At 27.9% G+C, this 15,911-nt stretch carries 17 protein-coding genes; 14 read left to right on the top strand and 3 right to left on the bottom strand.

Annotated features, from left to right (window positions below):
• Nucleotides 1-43 precede the first annotated feature (43 nt).
• Entirely contained in the window at nt 44-1,063 is a 1,020-nt protein-coding gene (locus tag ACKU3H_RS12010; RefSeq protein ID WP_320034103.1) for an aldo/keto reductase, read from the top strand.
• A gap of 14 nt (nt 1,064-1,077) precedes the next feature.
• Here ACKU3H_RS12010 and ACKU3H_RS12005 read toward each other — a convergent pair whose 3' ends face one another.
• On the bottom strand, nt 1,078-3,006 hold the full coding sequence (locus tag ACKU3H_RS12005; RefSeq protein ID WP_320034102.1) for a cache domain-containing protein: 1,929 nt from the start codon (nt 3,004-3,006) through the stop codon (nt 1,078-1,080).
• 180 nt (nt 3,007-3,186) lie between these two features.
• On the opposite strand from ACKU3H_RS12005, the gene ACKU3H_RS12000 reads away from it, so the two are divergent.
• The 6 genes from ACKU3H_RS12000 (at nt 3,187) to rmuC (ending at nt 8,242) form a co-directional block, all read left to right on the top strand.
• Nucleotides 3,187-3,384: a hypothetical protein gene (locus ACKU3H_RS12000; RefSeq protein ID WP_320034101.1), complete on the top strand. Its 198-nt coding sequence runs from the start codon at nt 3,187-3,189 to the stop codon at nt 3,382-3,384.
• 133 nt (nt 3,385-3,517) lie between these two features.
• Nucleotides 3,518-3,955, top strand: coding sequence for a cupin domain-containing protein (locus ACKU3H_RS11995; protein WP_320034100.1), 438 nt, complete (start codon nt 3,518-3,520; stop codon nt 3,953-3,955).
• 71 nt (nt 3,956-4,026) lie between these two features.
• Nucleotides 4,027-4,389 (top strand): YbgC/FadM family acyl-CoA thioesterase, encoded by a 363-nt coding sequence (locus ACKU3H_RS11990; RefSeq protein ID WP_320034099.1) that lies wholly within the window; start codon nt 4,027-4,029, stop codon nt 4,387-4,389.
• Nucleotides 4,390-4,588: 199 nt separating this feature from the next.
• On the top strand, nt 4,589-5,599 hold the full coding sequence (locus ACKU3H_RS11985) for a GGDEF domain-containing protein (RefSeq protein WP_320034098.1): 1,011 nt from the start codon (nt 4,589-4,591) through the stop codon (nt 5,597-5,599).
• A 74-nt stretch (nt 5,600-5,673) separates the two neighbouring features.
• A complete protein-coding gene (locus ACKU3H_RS11980; RefSeq protein WP_320034097.1) occupies nt 5,674-6,924 on the top strand; it encodes a M48 family metallopeptidase in 1,251 nt (416 codons plus the stop codon).
• Nucleotides 6,914-8,242, top strand: a complete 1,329-nt coding sequence (gene rmuC, locus ACKU3H_RS11975; protein ID WP_320034096.1) for a DNA recombination protein RmuC — start codon at nt 6,914-6,916, stop codon at nt 8,240-8,242. Before ACKU3H_RS11980 ends, rmuC begins: the two co-directional genes overlap by 11 nt.
• Before the next feature lie 16 nt (nt 8,243-8,258).
• Here the strand turns inward: rmuC and ACKU3H_RS11970 are convergent, their stop codons facing one another.
• Together ACKU3H_RS11970 and ACKU3H_RS11965 are read right to left on the bottom strand one after the other, a co-directional pair.
• Nucleotides 8,259-9,158 carry a DMT family transporter gene (locus tag ACKU3H_RS11970; RefSeq protein WP_320034095.1) on the bottom strand — a complete coding sequence of 300 codons (900 nt, stop codon included), beginning with the start codon at nt 9,156-9,158 and terminating at the stop codon, nt 8,259-8,261.
• Nucleotides 9,159-9,160: 2 nt separating this feature from the next.
• Nucleotides 9,161-10,381, bottom strand: a complete 1,221-nt coding sequence (locus ACKU3H_RS11965; RefSeq protein ID WP_320034094.1) for a molybdopterin molybdotransferase MoeA — start codon at nt 10,379-10,381, stop codon at nt 9,161-9,163.
• Nucleotides 10,382-10,743: 362 nt separating this feature from the next.
• Here ACKU3H_RS11965 and soxC point away from each other — a divergent pair, with 362 nt between their 5' ends.
• From soxC to ACKU3H_RS11930, 7 genes are all read left to right on the top strand, one after another.
• Nucleotides 10,744-12,078, top strand: a complete 1,335-nt coding sequence (soxC, locus tag ACKU3H_RS11960; RefSeq protein ID WP_320034093.1) for a sulfite dehydrogenase — start codon at nt 10,744-10,746, stop codon at nt 12,076-12,078.
• Nucleotides 12,050-13,234, top strand: coding sequence for a c-type cytochrome (locus tag ACKU3H_RS11955; RefSeq protein ID WP_320034092.1), 1,185 nt, complete (start codon nt 12,050-12,052; stop codon nt 13,232-13,234). Before soxC ends, ACKU3H_RS11955 begins: the two co-directional genes overlap by 29 nt.
• Nucleotides 13,235-13,245: 11 nt before the next feature.
• The gene (gene soxX, locus ACKU3H_RS11950) at nt 13,246-13,596 is read left to right on the top strand and encodes a sulfur oxidation c-type cytochrome SoxX (RefSeq protein WP_320034091.1); all 351 of its coding nucleotides are present in this window, start codon (nt 13,246-13,248) and stop codon (nt 13,594-13,596) included.
• Nucleotides 13,597-13,617: 21 nt separating this feature from the next.
• Nucleotides 13,618-14,067 carry a thiosulfate oxidation carrier protein SoxY gene (gene soxY, locus ACKU3H_RS11945; RefSeq protein WP_320034090.1) on the top strand — a complete coding sequence of 150 codons (450 nt, stop codon included), beginning with the start codon at nt 13,618-13,620 and terminating at the stop codon, nt 14,065-14,067.
• A 67-nt stretch (nt 14,068-14,134) separates the two neighbouring features.
• Nucleotides 14,135-14,449 carry a thiosulfate oxidation carrier complex protein SoxZ gene (gene soxZ / locus ACKU3H_RS11940; RefSeq protein ID WP_320034089.1) on the top strand — a complete coding sequence of 105 codons (315 nt, stop codon included), beginning with the start codon at nt 14,135-14,137 and terminating at the stop codon, nt 14,447-14,449.
• A gap of 44 nt (nt 14,450-14,493) precedes the next feature.
• The gene (gene soxA / locus ACKU3H_RS11935; protein ID WP_320034088.1) at nt 14,494-15,432 is read left to right on the top strand and encodes a sulfur oxidation c-type cytochrome SoxA; all 939 of its coding nucleotides are present in this window, start codon (nt 14,494-14,496) and stop codon (nt 15,430-15,432) included.
• A 13-nt stretch (nt 15,433-15,445) separates the two neighbouring features.
• Nucleotides 15,446-15,883, top strand: a complete 438-nt coding sequence (locus ACKU3H_RS11930; protein WP_320034087.1) for a hypothetical protein — start codon at nt 15,446-15,448, stop codon at nt 15,881-15,883.
• Nucleotides 15,884-15,911 lie beyond the last annotated feature (28 nt).

Genomic DNA, 15,911 nt, shown 5'->3' with positions numbered 1-15,911 from the left:
TAAAATATAAAGCGTTATAATTCGTTTTTTTAAAGGTATTATTATGAAATATAACTATATAGGTAAAAGTGGATTAAGAGTAACTCCTATTTGTTTAGGAACAATGACATTTGGAAGTTCAACAAATAAAGCTGAAGCTTTCAAAATTATGGATAGAGCTTATGAAAAAGGAATCAATTTTTATGATACAGCAGAAATCTATCCTGTACCTCCTAAGGCATCTTATGAGGGAACTACTGAAAAAATAGTAGGGGAGTGGTTAAAAAGTAAACCAAGAGAATCAATCATTCTTGCATCAAAAGTAGCAGGTGCTGCTTCAGGATGGTTTGTTCCCCCTACAAGACATGGTCTTACTGCAATTGATTCTTTTCATATTAAAAGAGCAGTTGAGGGTAGTTTAAAAAGACTTGATACTGATTATATCGATTTGTATCAAATGCATTGGCCAGATACAATTGTTCCAATAGAAGAAAGCCTAAAAGCTTTTGATGAATTGGTTCGTGAAGGTAAAGTAAGATATATTGGAACTTCAAACGATACAGCTTATGGACTTACTAAAGCAAATGAAACTTCAAAAAACAAAGGTCTAGCAAGATTTGAGTCTATTCAAAATAATTTTTCATTATTAAATCCAAGATTTCATGATGAGTTAGCAAATGTATGTTTAAGAGAAGATATATCACTTCTTCCATATTCACCAATTGGTGGTGGAGTTTTATCTGGAAAATACAATAGTGGCTTATATCCAGAAGGATGTAGATTTACAGCTTATGCTAAACATCAAAATCCAAGAGTACAAGCCCAAGCACAAAGATTTGTAAATGAAAAAACTCTAGAAGCAACTAGAAGATATATCATTTTGGCAAAAGAGTATGGGATTTCACCTGTTACTTTAGCAGTTGCTTATTCTAAACATTTTAAATTTGTTGCATCTACAATTATTGGTGCAAGAGAATTATCTCAATTAGATGAATCCTTAGCAGCATTAGATTTTGAAATTGGTCAAGAATTGATGTCAAAAATACAAGAGATTCAAAAAGAGATTTTATATCCTATGGGCTAACTTTAGCCTTAGGATTAAAAAGATGATTGAAAAGGTAATGTAATAATAAATTCCGCACCTTTATAATCTACATCTTCATATGAATAATCTACATTTTTAACAGTTATATCCCCATCAATATTAGTAATAATCTGTTTACACATATATAAACCAATACCAGTTCCCTTATCACCTTTGGTAGTAAAATAAGCTTGAAAAACTTTATCTTTAAGCTCTTTAGGGATTCCTCCTGCATTGTCTTTTATTTTGATATAAACTGTATCATTTTCTAAGAAAGCTGTTATAAATAATATTCTCTCATCTTTTACTTTAAACAACTCATCAATAGCATTTTTTATTATGTTTATTGTAACTTGTAAAAGTTCATTTTCAAAACCATAAATTTCTATATCATCTATTTTTGTAATCACTTTAATACTATTATTTTTAAATTGAGCATTTAATAGTTTAAATGTTTTATCTAACACAGTGTTTATTTTAAATACAGATTTAATTTTATTTGGTTTAAAAAAGTTTCTAAAATCATCTATTGTAGTTGCTAAATGATTTACTGAATTATCAATATTATCTATAGCTTCACTGATTTGTTCAGGTGTGCTAAAATTATCGAACTCTTTATTAAGTTTTATCAAACTGTTTGAAGTGCTGATTAGATTTAAAGGTTGTTTCCACTGATGGGCAATATTTCCAATCATCTCACCCATAATAGCCATTTTTGATTGTTGTATAAGTAGTTTTTCTTTTTCAATTGTTTTATCAACTTCTTTTTCTATCTCTTCTTTATATTCATTAAATCTGTTATAAATAATTCTTGAGATATAAAATGAGAATAAAATTAATATTAGTGTAACAATAAAACTTATAGTGATAATCTTTTGTATAATCTCTTCATATCTTTTTTTAAGTACTATCTCTTTGTCTTTTATTTCATTTTTTAATTCTTCAAGATAAAATCCAGAAAGAATTACCCAATCCCATTGTTTAAAATAACTTATATAAGATATTTTTTCTCTATTTTCATTTTTTCCATTTGGTTTAAAAGAGGCTATGTATGATAAAAATCCATGATCTTTTTCTTTTGCAAAATTTATAATATCTCTTATATAGTAATTTCCATCTTTATCTTGAAGATTAAAACCATTGGTTCCTATGGTATCTTCTTTAAAATATGATAAGTAATCACCTTTACCACTTAGAATAGTGATATATCCATTATCATTAAATCTAATTCTTTTTATTTTATCTAATAAATTTTTTTGAATTGTTTTTTCGAAATCTACTATATATTCACCTGTTCCTATTGCAACATTATAAGGTTCAAAATATTTATAAAAACTCATTTTCTTATAAGCTGTTTTATCTGTTTGAGATTTATACCAATAGTATTGATCAAAACCTTCTGTTTTGTTTTTAATAGTTTCTATGATTTGTTTTACAAAGTTATATCCATGTGGATCTTTAAAGTTTGAAAAATCTTTACCTTCGAAACTTTTATTTAGTGGCTGAAGAAGTTTTATACCATTTATATCATCAATAAAAATATATCCTCTCCCATCATTATAGATGATACTACCTAAGGTTTGTTTTATGGTTTTAAAAATTTCTTCTTTTGATTTTCCAGTTTTTAATTCTTCTTTATAGATATTTGAAGCTATGGTATGAGCTTCATATACTTTATTTTTTAAGAATTTTTTTAAGTTTTGTTCAGAAATACTAATTTCATATTGTATTGAATCAATTACTCTTTTTACTTCATCTTTTACATTTCTTTTATTGTCATTTAGAAATTTTACTTCAAGATTTTTTATTTCATCAATTAATTCTTTGTTTTTATATTGAATAAAAATATAAGTAAATATTATTGAAAGTAATATTATAGGTATTACTGCTCCATATTTGATTATATTTATTAATGTTTTTTCCGTTGTTGTATTTTTTTTCATTTTGCTCAGGTATTAAGATTTATAAAATTAATAATTATTATACAGTATTTTTAATTAAATAACTCACTATAAAATTGAATGAAAGTACTAATTTTAGGTATAATTAAAATCAAAAGAAAATAATTATTATTTATATAATAAATTAATTTAAAAATACAGATTATTTTAAGAAAGAAAATTATGGAAAAAAAGTTAATAACTGAAGCTTATAAGATAAGATTTGAATATTTTAATATATATGAAAATAAAGAAAATAGATGGCATGAAAAATACAAAAACCATGATTTATATTCTATAGTTGTTAAAAGTTTAAAGTATAACTATAAAGAGATAGGTTTAATGATGCCCAAACTTATTTTAGAAGAATTTGCCCATTAATTTCTAATAATTATAAAATTCAGAGAATTAGGCAATTTATTTAAAGAAAAGTTCTACCAAAATCTTTGATATAGTCTTATAATTATAATAAAGTATTAAATACTTAAAAAATTTAATTTTATAGGATAATATCATGAAATATATGAATAAAGAAGAATTTGACAAAGCAAATATGTTTGGTCAAGGTGATGCAAATGATGCTTATGCAAAATATTTTATTGGGGATTCTTTTCTAAACTTTTTAGTAAATCCAAAAGAATCTCCAATTTTTCTAGCAAATGTTACTTTTGAGCCAGCATGTAGAAATAACTGGCATAAACACAATTCTAAAAGTGGTGGAGGACAAATTCTAATTTGTACAGCAGGAGAGGGGTGGTATCAACAAGAGGGACAAGCACCTGTAAGTTTAAAAGAGGGTAGTATAGTTGTTATCCCAGCAAATACAAAACACTGGCACGGAGCAAAAGCTGATAGTTGGTTTAGTCATATCTCAGTAGAAGTTCCAGGTGAAGAAACAAGTAATGAATGGCTTGAACCTGTAGATGATGAATATTTTAATAAATTAGCATAAAACTTAATGTGTATTTGAAGTAATTCAAATACACTACTTGCTATAATCTGTGTTTTAAATAGGATTTGAAAATGAAAATAAGAGTTTTTTATGAAGATACAGATTGTGGTGGAATAGTTTATTTTGCAAACTACTTAAAATTTTGTGAAAGAGCTAGAAGTAATATATTCTTTGAAAAAGGCTTATCTCCTCATCAAGACAATGAATTTTTTGTTGTTAAAGGTATTGAAGCTGAGTATATAAAATCTGCAAAATTTGGTGACCTTTTAGATGTTACTACAAAAGTACTGTCAAAAACTGCTGCAACAGTAGAAATATTACAAGAAGTTTTTAGGGAGAATGAACTACTTTTTTCTTCAAAAGTTAAGTTAGTTTACTTAAAAAACTCAAAACCTACAAGAATCCCAAAACAAATTTTAGAAATTTTTGAATAAATATAATAAATATAAACTTCTTTAAACCTTGATTTTTTCATTAATATAATAAGTAAAATTTATTAATTTTTAATAAATAATTTTTAAAATTAGAAATAATATTTTTATATTCTTTTCTTTTATTTTTTTTTAGATAAAATACGGGCCTTTATAAATAATTATTAATTATAATTTAAAATAATGTTGGGATAAATCGTTTATGGCTAAATATGTAATTGCATGTATTGATAATAATATTGAAGTATTAGACTCTTTATATAATAAAATATCTAGAATAGTGGATTCTGATTATATTGTAGAAAGTTATATTAGTACAGAACAGGCTTTAATAGGCTGTTACAATTATATTATAGCTGGAAATGAGATACTTATTACTATATTAGGAAACGATAATTCTAAGATGAATTGTGACAAATTTATTATTGAATTATATAAAAATTCTCCCAATACAAGAAATATACTTTTTGATGATATTGTTACAATTGATTCATTATCTAAAATAATAAATAATGCTTCAGTTTATCAAATTATTCCAAGAAAGTTTGATACAGTAGATTTTGAATTAATAATATTAGAAGCTATTAAGCAAAATGCACAAGATAGAAGATTAAGAGATTATCAAAGGGTACTTGAAAGTGCAGTAGAGAAAAGAACTAGAGAGTTAAACGATATAAATGTTAAACTTGAACTTTTAGCTACAACGGATGCTTTAACAGGTGTAAACAATAGAAGAAGTTTTTATGAATCATCATCTCCTATGGTTAATTATGCAAGACGCGAGAATAAAAAACTTGCTGTTTTAATGATTGATATTGATAAATTTAAAATGATAAATGACGTATTTGGTCATGCAGCAGGAGATGAAGTAATAAGACAAATGGCTCAAAAAGCAAGAGAAACATTAAGAAAATCAGATATCTTTGGAAGACTTGGTGGGGAAGAGTTTGCAGCTGTATTACCTAATACTTCAGAAAGAGGTGCTTTAAAAGCAGCAGAAAACATAAGAAGTGAAATAGAGAATTTAGAAATAGAAACCCTAAAAGATGAAATCATAAGATTTACTGTAAGTATAGGTGTAACTATGCTTCATTATGATGATCCAAGTCTTGAGATTGTACTTCACAGAGCAGACTTAGCTTTATATGATGCTAAACGTCAAGGAAGAAATAAAGTTTGTCTTTCTAAAGATGACCTTAACGAAGATAACTGATACAAGTTTTCAATAAATAACAAGTTCTAAAAAGCTACAATAACACTTTTAATTACTATATAAAGGACAAATTAGTGTTAGAAGTATTTGTTATTTCTTATTGTTTATATTTTTTAGTTTCTACATACACATCATTTATGCAAATTGGATTTGTTAAAAATGCAAAAAATATGAAACCTATTATTTTAGATAACAATAAATATTCTGAAGCAGCAAATTATACAATTGAGAAAGAAAAAGTTACAATTCTTTCATCGTTTTATAGCTTTATTTTATTTATTATTTGGATTGGTTTTGGTTTAAAAACTTTAGACTCTGTAATTCTTATTGAATCAAGTATTTTAAAAGCAGTAGTTTTTATTGATTTATTTATTATTATAAATTGGTTGTTAGGTCTTCCATTTGATCTATATTCAACTTTTAAATTAGATAAAAAATATGGTTTTTCTAATATGACTCCAGCATTATTTATAAAAGATACAATTAAAACTGGTATTTTATTTTTATTGTTTGGTTCTATTGTAATAGCGGCAATCTCTTGGATTATGGGTAATTTTTCTACTTGGTGGATTTGGGGGTTTGTTTTTATTTTTGCAGTTATTATTTTAATAAATATGTTGTATCCAGTTATCAGAGACAAAATGTTTGATAAGTTTGAAGCTTTAAAAGATAAAGAGTTAGAAGAAAAAATTATAAACTTGTTAAATCAAGTAGGTTTTAAAAGTTCAGGTGTTTTTTCTGTTGATGCAAGTAAAAGAGACAATAGATTAAATGCATATTTTGGTGGTTTAGGAAGTACTAAAAGGGTAGTTCTATTTGATACTTTAATAGAAAAATTATCACACAATGAACTTTTAGCAGTTTTAGGTCATGAGCTAGGGCACTTTAAAAATGGTGATATCTTAAAAAATATTGGTATTATGGGTGTAGTTATGTTTGTTTTCTTTGCTATATTTGGAAATCTAAGCGATGAGATATTTTTAGGATTAGGTTTAAATAATGAGCCTTATGCAATTATTGCTGTATTTTTACTTTTTTCTCCTATCCTTTCATTTTTCCTTATGCCTTTAATCTCACTGATTTCAAGACATAATGAATATGCAGCTGATGAGTTTGGATCAAATATGCAAAGTAAAGAGGATTTGATAAGTGCTTTATTAAAACTTGCAAATGAAAATAAATCATTTCCACTATCTCATCCTTTATATATATTCTTTTACTACTCTCATCCTCCGTTAGTTGAGAGATTTAAAGAGTTAGGTTACAATGTTCATGAAAATAGTGAAGAAGCACTAAAGGACAGTATTTACGCTGATGGAAATTGATAATAATTTATTAACAGTTATATCATTTTTAGCAGGTTTACTTGTTGCAGGATTAGTAGTTTGGCTGATTCTGCGACAAAAAGTAAATATGTTAGAAGACAAACTTGAACTAACAAAAAACTCTTACGAATCTTTAGTATCTAATCTTAAAACTACAATTTCAAAATTTGAAGAGTCTTTATCTTTAAAAGATAAATCATATGAAGAAAAAATAGAGCTTATAGAAACAAATTTTGCAGAAACTTTAGAACATGAAAGAAGTAGAGCAAAAATACAAGAAGAAAATTTAAAAGAGAAAATTGAGTTTTTAGAAAATTCAAAAGTAAGATTAAAAGAAGAGTTTGAAAATCTTGCAAATAAACTTTTTGAAGAAAATAATAAAAAATCATCAAACAATTTAAATCAGATGTTAAATCCTTTTAAAGAACAATTGTCATCTTTTGGAAAGAGGGTAAATGATATTTATAATGAAGAAACAAAACAAAGGGTTTCTTTACTTACAGAAATAAAAAATCTAAAAGATTTAAACAATCAAATCTCTCAAGATGCAATAAATTTAACGAAAGCTTTAAAGGGTGAAAATAGAACTCAAGGTGATTGGGGAGAATTAATACTTTCTAAAATCTTAGAGCAAACAGGATTAAGAGAAGGTATAGAATACAGTACACAAGGCTCATTTACAGATGAAAATGGAAAAAGACTAAGACCAGATGTTATAGTTCACCTTCCTCAAGAAAAAGATATAGTTATTGATTCAAAGGTTTCTTTAAATGCTTATGTAAAGTATAATGAAGCACAAAATGATGTTGAAAAAGAAATAGCATCAAAAGAGCTAATTAAATCAATTTATGCACATATTAAGGGTCTTAGTATTAAAAGTTATGAAAATATAGAAGCAGTTAAAACATTAGATTTTGTTTTGATGTTTATTCCTATTGAAGGTGCTTTTATGTTAGCTGCTTCAATGGATAACAATCTTTTTAAAACAGCATTTGAAAACAATATTATGCTTGTTTCTCCTTCAACTTTATTTGCTACCTTAAGAACTATAGAAAATATTTGGCGATATGAACATCAAAATGAAAATGCTTTATTAATATCTAAAAAGGCAGCTGATTTATATGATAAATTTGCTAGTTTTGTAAATGATATGGAAGCTATTGGAGTTAATATTAATAGAACAAGTAAAGCTTATGATGATGCTATGAATAAACTTTCAACAGGTAAAGGAAATCTTATTAGAAGAAGTGAAGAGTTTATTGAACTTGGTGTTAAAACTAAAAAAAGAATTGATTCTCAAAAACTACTAGAGGATTAGTAGTCTTAATTTAAGACTACTTTTTTACCTTTTTTATAAACAAAGATATATAAATCCCCAAAGCAATAAATAAAGCACCAATTAGATGGTAAAGGTGTGGTAACTCATCTAAAAATATAAAAGCTAGTGTAGCTCCAAAAAGAGGCATTAAGTGAGTAAATTGACCAGTCTTCTCTGCTCCTATCTCTTCTATACCTAAGTGCCATAGATAAAATGAAGTTAAAGATGCAAATAATGAAACATATATAAAAAAATACCAATTGTTTTTTAATATAGTTATCTCCCTATCTAAACTATAACCTTGAATTAGATACCAAGGCAATAATAAAATAAATCCTATATAAACTAAAAGTATAAATAACTCTAAGTGAGATAAGGTTTTTGGCTTTAATTTTATAAGTGTTGAATATGTAGCCCAAGTAATAGAACTAGCAATAATCCATAAATCACCTTTAGTAAATTCCAAATGCAGTATATTTGACAAATCACCTTTTAAAACTAAAAATACAACTCCAAAAGTAGATAATAATATTCCTACTGTTTGAAGTTTAGAAATTTTTGTTTTTAAAATAATAAAAGAAAAAACTAATATTAGTATAGGAATAATTGAATTAATCAATAAAGCATTTGTGGCTGTTGTGGTGTGTAAAGCAATATAAACTAAAGTATTAAATAGTGTAATACCAATAAAACCTAAAAAAGTAAGAAATAGAAAATTTTCTTTATAAACTCTAATAACTTTTTTAATATCTATTTTAAACAATAAGGGTATTGTTAATATAACTACAAATAACCATCTGAAAAATGCAAGTTCAACTGCTTGCATTTCAGAGCTTACAAATCTTCCTAATACAAAATTACCAGACCAGATTAAAACACATATAGCTAATAATAAATATACTTGTCCCTCTTTCATTATTATTTCAATTCATCTAGCAATAATACATCAACTAAATCATTAGCTTTAATATCTTCACTATCTTCTTTTTGAATTAATAAAGCAGATGCTCCTAGCATATTAGTTAAAATTGCACTTGTTCCTTGTTTTTTACCATCAAAATCAATTTTATATTCACCATCTTCATATTTAATATTACAAGCTGTAAATACTGTTTTTGGCATTTTTCTTGGAAAATCTCTATCTATTCTTGCTTTAACAATTTTATGCTCTTTTTTAGTATCCATAAATTTATATATCATAGGTATAAGATATAAAATAGCACAAACAGTTGAAGAGTATGCAAATCCCGGTAAAGAGATTATAAGTTTATTATCTTTTTTTGCAATTAATAGGGGACCACCAGGTTTAACTTTTACTCCATGAAATAAAACTTCTGCACCTAATCTCTCTTTAACTACATCTTGTACAAAATCATAATCACCTTTTGAAACTCCACCAGTGGTTACTAATATATCTGAAGTCTCTAAAGCATTTGTCATCATTTCAGTTATAGTATCTATATCATCTTTTACTATCCCCATTTGTATTGTATTAGCCCCAGCTTTTTTAGCAATTGCTTCAACAGTAAGATGATTTGAACTTCTTATTTGAGAATTATTTGTTTGTTCTTCTCCTATATCTAATATTTCACTTCCTGTACTTGCAATACTTACAATTGGAGATTTTGATACATAAACCTGTGCTATATTTAATGATGCTAAAACACCTATTTCTGCAAAGCCTATAGTTGAACCTGCTTTTATAAGTATTTCATCTTTTTTATAGTTCTCTCCAATATCTCTTACGGCAAAACCTTTAGGTACACTATTTGTTATGTAAATTTTATTATCTTTTACTTCAACATTTTCAACTGGTATTAAAGTATCAGCTCCTTTTGGCATAAGTGAACCAGTAAATGTTTTAATAGTTGTACCTGTTATTACTTCAGAACTTGTAACAGAACCTGCAGGATTTTTATCTATTATTTCTATAAATTCATTTTTTTGGTCTTCAAATTTAATTGCATACCCATCCATACCAGAAGTAGGGTGTTCTGGTGAATTACCATTCGCTATAATATCCTCAGCTATGGTTTTACCGAGTGCATTCGTTAAAAAAAGTTTTTCCTTATTTTTTCCTTTAAATTCTATATTACTTAGTATTGTTAAAGACTCTTCATAATTGATATATTTTTTCATATTTTGCTCCATATATTATTGACGGAATATTAACATATACTAAAAAAAAGTTCACTTTAGAGGTCTAAATTAAGCTATTTTTATGTTTAAAATAGCATCTAAATAGCAAGATGTATTAATTATGTTACGAAAAGAAATTTTTTAAAATATAAGTTAAAAAATAATTGACTTAAGGAAAAAATATCGTAATAATAGATACATCATTATATAACAAAAACTTATATAATTGGGTGTTATGATACGTATAAGTTTAAGTAAATTTACTTTTATGGAACCCAATATTAGGGGTACTTATAACTATTATAAGTAAAGTAAATTTATTTTTGGTTTTGCGTTAGTAACTGATTTTTTAAGGAGGAATAATGACGGAAGTTATCAAAAATTCTGAAAAAGAACTTTCTACTGTTGATGAAAAAAAACTAAGTAGAAGAGACTTTTTTAGAAAAACTGCAGTTTATTCAGCGGGAGCTATTGCTGCAGCAAATGTTTTATCTCCAGTTAAACTAAAAGCAGATGATGCTGCTATAGTTGAAGAAGCTGAATGGGGAGTAAAACTAGGTGATCCGGTTACTAAAAATCTATATGGGATACCTTCACCTTATGAACACAATAATACTAGAAGAACAACAGATCTTTTATCTTCAGGTGATGCATATGCATCAGTATCTATGTGTCCTGTACATGAGTCTGAAGGTATAATTACTCCAAATGGTCTTTTCTTTACAAGAGATCACGGAGGAACTGCACATGTAGATCCAAGTAAATTTAGATTAATGATTCATGGAAAAGTTAAAAGAGAAGTTGTTTTAACTTTAGATGACTTAAAAAAATATCCAAGTGAAAGTAGAATTTACTTTATTGAGTGTCCTGCAAATGGTTCAACTGGATGGAGAGGGCCACAATTTAACAATCTTCAATTCATGAAAGGTATGATGAGTTGTGCACAATGGACAGGTGTTATGCTTAAAACAGTATTAGATGATATTGGTTTAGAAGATGATGCTGTATGGATGTTATCAGAAGGTAGTGATAATGCTGGTAACCCAAGAACAATACCTGTAGAAAAAGCTTTAGATGATGCAATGCTTGTTTGGGGACAAAATGGAGAAGCATTAAGACCTGAACAAGGTTATCCTCTAAGACTTATTGTTCCAGGTTGGGAAGGTAATCTAAATACTAAATGGTTAAAAAGATTAGAATTCTCAGATAAACCTTGGCATTCAAAAGAGGAAACATCAAAATATACGATGTTACAAAAAACTGGAAAAGCAATTCAATATTTCTGGCCAAATGAAGTTAATTCTGTAGTTACTTCACCATGTCCTGAAAAACCTTGGACTAACCTTAAAAAAGGTGATTTAGTTGAAATCGAAGGTTTAGCTTGGTCTGGTCACGGTACAATTAAGCATGTTGATATTTCTTTTGATGGTGGTGATAATTGGGTTGAAGCTAGTTTAAAAGGATTAGTTTTACCAAAAGCATGGACAAGATTCTCTTATATATTTAAATGGGAAGGGAAACCTATGTTTTTATCTAGTAGGGCTGTAGATGATGCAGGCAATGTTCAACCAACTATTGATCAAGAAACTTCTGTAGTAGGTGTAGAATCTGTATATCACAGAAATGCAATTGTTACTTGGGAAGTAAAAGCAAATGGGGAGGTTAATAATGTTCACATTAGAAAACATCACGCTTAAAAAAACATTAGTTGGTTTAAGTATAGTTGCTACATCATTATTAATTACTGCATGTGCTTCTAATAACAGCAGATCTGTTGATGGAGCTGTTAAATATGAGGTAAAAGATGGTAAATATACTTCTTATCATGTAAATACTCAAAAAGTAGAAAAATACAATAATGGTAGAACACCAACAAAAACAGAAATAGCAGCATGGAATATTGATGTAATGCCTGATGGAACAGGACTGCCGGAGTTTGATACTAAAAATGGAAAAGTTGTTCTTGATGAAGATGGTAATCCAAAAAAAGCAGAAGGTTCAGTAGAATGGGGTAATGAACTTTATGATTCACAATGTTCAATGTGTCATGGTGAATTTGGTACTGGTGGTAAAGGTTATCCAACATTATCAGCAGGTAGTTCTTCTACAAGTTCATTAAAAAATCAATTATTAAACCCAGCCGACAAAAATCCGGGTGTTGAGCCACCTGTGAAAACAATTGGTACATACTGGCCATATGCAAGTACTTTATTTTGGTATATTCAAGATGCTATGCCTTTCCCTCATCCAAAATCATTATCAAATAGTGAAACATATGCTTTAGTAGCTTATTTATTAATGGAAAATGGTGTTAAGATTGATGGTGAAGAGTTAGATGATGAATATGTATTAGATAAAGAAAACTTCTTAAAAATAAAAATGCCTAATAGAGATGGATTTTATCCAAATGTAGATACACCTGAAGATCCTAAAAAAGGTGTAGAAAATATGAAAGCATTTTTAAGTGACTCTAAAAATTATGGTACAGGTACAAGATGTATGAATGATTGTATTAAAGGTGAAGTACCAGTTCTTAGAATCAAAAATGAACTTAATGACTTTGAACCACCTGCATCTACTGAAAGATCATGGAAAGTTGCTGGTGCTAAAGAGGTGAGTCAAGCTCAAAAAGATTATGAAACATATTGTGCAGCTTGTCATGCAAATGAAGCTATAGGTGCACCTGTTGTTGGTAATAAAGATGCTTGGGATGCAGTTTTAGCAAAAGGTAAAGATGTAGTTTATGCTAATGGTATCAATGGAATTAATGCAATGCCTCCAAAAGGTGGTGCTGATTTATCAGATGCAGATTTTAAAAAGATTGTTGATTTTATGATCAACTCTAGTAAATAAAGGAGAAAGCAATGAAATTAATCAAAAGTTTAGCTGTTGCAACAGCTATCAGTGCACTTGCTGTTACTTTATCTTCAGCTAATGAAGATTTAGTAAAAAAAGGTGAAAAGATTTTTAATACTAAAAATCTGGGTAACTGTTTAGCTTGTCATGCTGCAAATGGAAAAAATATTGATGGACCAGGAAGCATGGGACCAAAACTTCAAGCCTTAAAATATTGGCCTGATGAAGCATTATATAATAAAATATATGATCCAAATGTTGATAATCCAATTTCACAAATGCCTGCATTTGGTAAAAATGGATGGTTAAGTGACGGTGAAATAAAAGCAGTTATTGCTTATTTAAAAACAATAGATTAATAAATTTAAAAAGGAAAAGATATGATAAACAGAAGAAATTTTTTAGGTTTAGGTTTAGGTGCATTAGCTGTTTCAATGGCACCAAGTACGTTAAGTGCTGTTAACTTTAGAGAAACAAAGCCTAAGGCATTTACAGCAAAAAAAGTTGATGTAGCTATTAAAGAGTTATTTGGAACTTCAGCTACAGTTGAAGGTAATGTTGAGTTAAGTGCTCCTGACATCGCTGAAAATGGTGCAGTTATTCCTGTTACAGTTACTGCAAAATCAGGTTCAAAAGTTGCAATATTCCAAGATGCTAATCCAGAAACAACTGTTGCTGTATTTACAGTTCCAGAAGGTGGAATTATTGATTATGGTATTAGAATCAAAATGGCAAAAACTGGAAAAGTTACAGCAGTTGTTGAAGATGGTGGTAAATTATATTCTGCATCTAAAGATGTAAAAGTAACAATCGGTGGATGTGGTGGTTGATTTAGTTCAATTATCATTAAAGATTAAATAAATTTTACAAAACAATAAATAGAAAAAAGGAATTATAATGGCTAAAACTAGAATTAAAGCAAAATTAAAAAAAGGTGTTGTAACTGTTAAAGCACTTGCTAAACACGATATGTTAAGTTATCAAGAAGCTGAAAGAGCAAAAAAAGAAGCAAATTTCATTACTTATGTTGTAGCAAAAGTAAATGGAAAAATAGTATATGAAGTTTCTACAAGTCAATTTTTATCAAAAAATCCTTATATGAAATTTATGTTCAACGCAGATGCTGTTGGAGCTAAAAAAGGTGATGAAGTTGAGTTTTCTTGGGTTGATTTAAAAGGTAATACTCAAGCAGATAAACAAAAAATTAAATAATTAATCACTCTTTGGAGTGGTTAAAAAGACTTAAGGAGATATGTATGTTATTAAAAATTGCAAAAACAGCTGCACTTGTTGCAATAGCTACTTGTACATTAAATGCTTCAGATTTTAATGCACAAGCTGAAAAAGATAGAATTGCTTTAGTAAAATATTTTGAAGCAAAATTTGATAATCCATTAAAAGATAAAAATGTTTTCTTTCCTTATTCAACAGATGATGAGTTAGAAAATAATTTTATTAGTGGATTAAAATTTCAAGATTTTTCAGAAGGAAACTATTCATTTTCTAAAAATGGAAGAATGTCTTATGAAGAGATTAAAGAATTTCCTCCAACTGAAGAATTCATTGAATATGGTGAAGCACTTTATGAAAAACCGTTTGCAAATGGTAAATCATTTCAAGATTGTTTCCCTAACCCTGCAGAAGCAGGTTCAATGTATCCATATTTTGATGAAACAAAAAAAGATGTACAAACTTTAACAGTTGCTATTAACCAATGTCTTACTTCAAATGGTGAAAAAGCATGGAAAACGACTAAAGGTAAAATTGCACATTTAGAGGCTTTCTTTGCTAAATCAGCACAAGATGACGAAAAAACTATTGATGTAAAAATTGATAGTGCAGAAGCAGCTGCTGCTTATGAAAGAGGTAAAAAGTATTATTATACTCAAAGAGGTTATCTAAAACTTAGTTGTGCTGAATGCCATGTTCAAGGTGCAGGACAAAGAGTTAGAAACGAAAGTTTATCTCCTTTCTTAGGACAAGTTACTCATTTCCCTGTTTATAGATTAAAATGGGCAGCTGGTGATAAAAATAATGATGGTTTAGGAACTTTAGAAAGAAGAATGTCAGGATGTATTAAAGATCAAGGTCAAGTGCCACCTGCAAACGATTCTAAAGAGATGAAAGAACTACTATTTTTCATGGCATATATGTCAAATGGTATGAAAATTGACGGTCCAGATATAAGAAAATAAGTAGGAGATTATTATGAAAAAATTATTAAATTTATCATTAGTAACAGCAGCTATGTTTTCATTGACTGCTTGTGTAAGTTCTTCTTCACCAAGTATAGCATCAGCTGTTAATGAAGATGAAAAAGTTGTATGTAGTGTAGAAAAAAATGGTATTGAAAATGTAATTGCAACAGCTAAAAAATATAATGAAGTTGCTAAGGCAAAAGGTTTAGAGTATAGAAGACTTACTGTAAATAATTCAGATTTAATCATTTCTGTTGAAGAGGCGATTAAAACAGGAGCAAAAGAGGTAAATCCTTTAACATTTAAAGGAAAACCATCTAAAACAAAACTACCTACTGATTATGCAGCTCAAAGAGCTTGTAAATTTGCAATCTCTGCTTTAGCACAATCAGCAGAAGCTGAAAAAACTTGGAGACTTGCTATTCCAGGTGATGGATACAAATATTAAATTTTAAAGTCAAGATTTTATCTTGACT

This window comes from Halarcobacter sp. (assembly GCF_963675975.1).
In the GTDB taxonomy this organism is placed as follows: domain Bacteria; phylum Campylobacterota; class Campylobacteria; order Campylobacterales; family Arcobacteraceae; genus Halarcobacter.
This window is presented reverse-complemented; position numbering and strand designations above follow the sequence as displayed.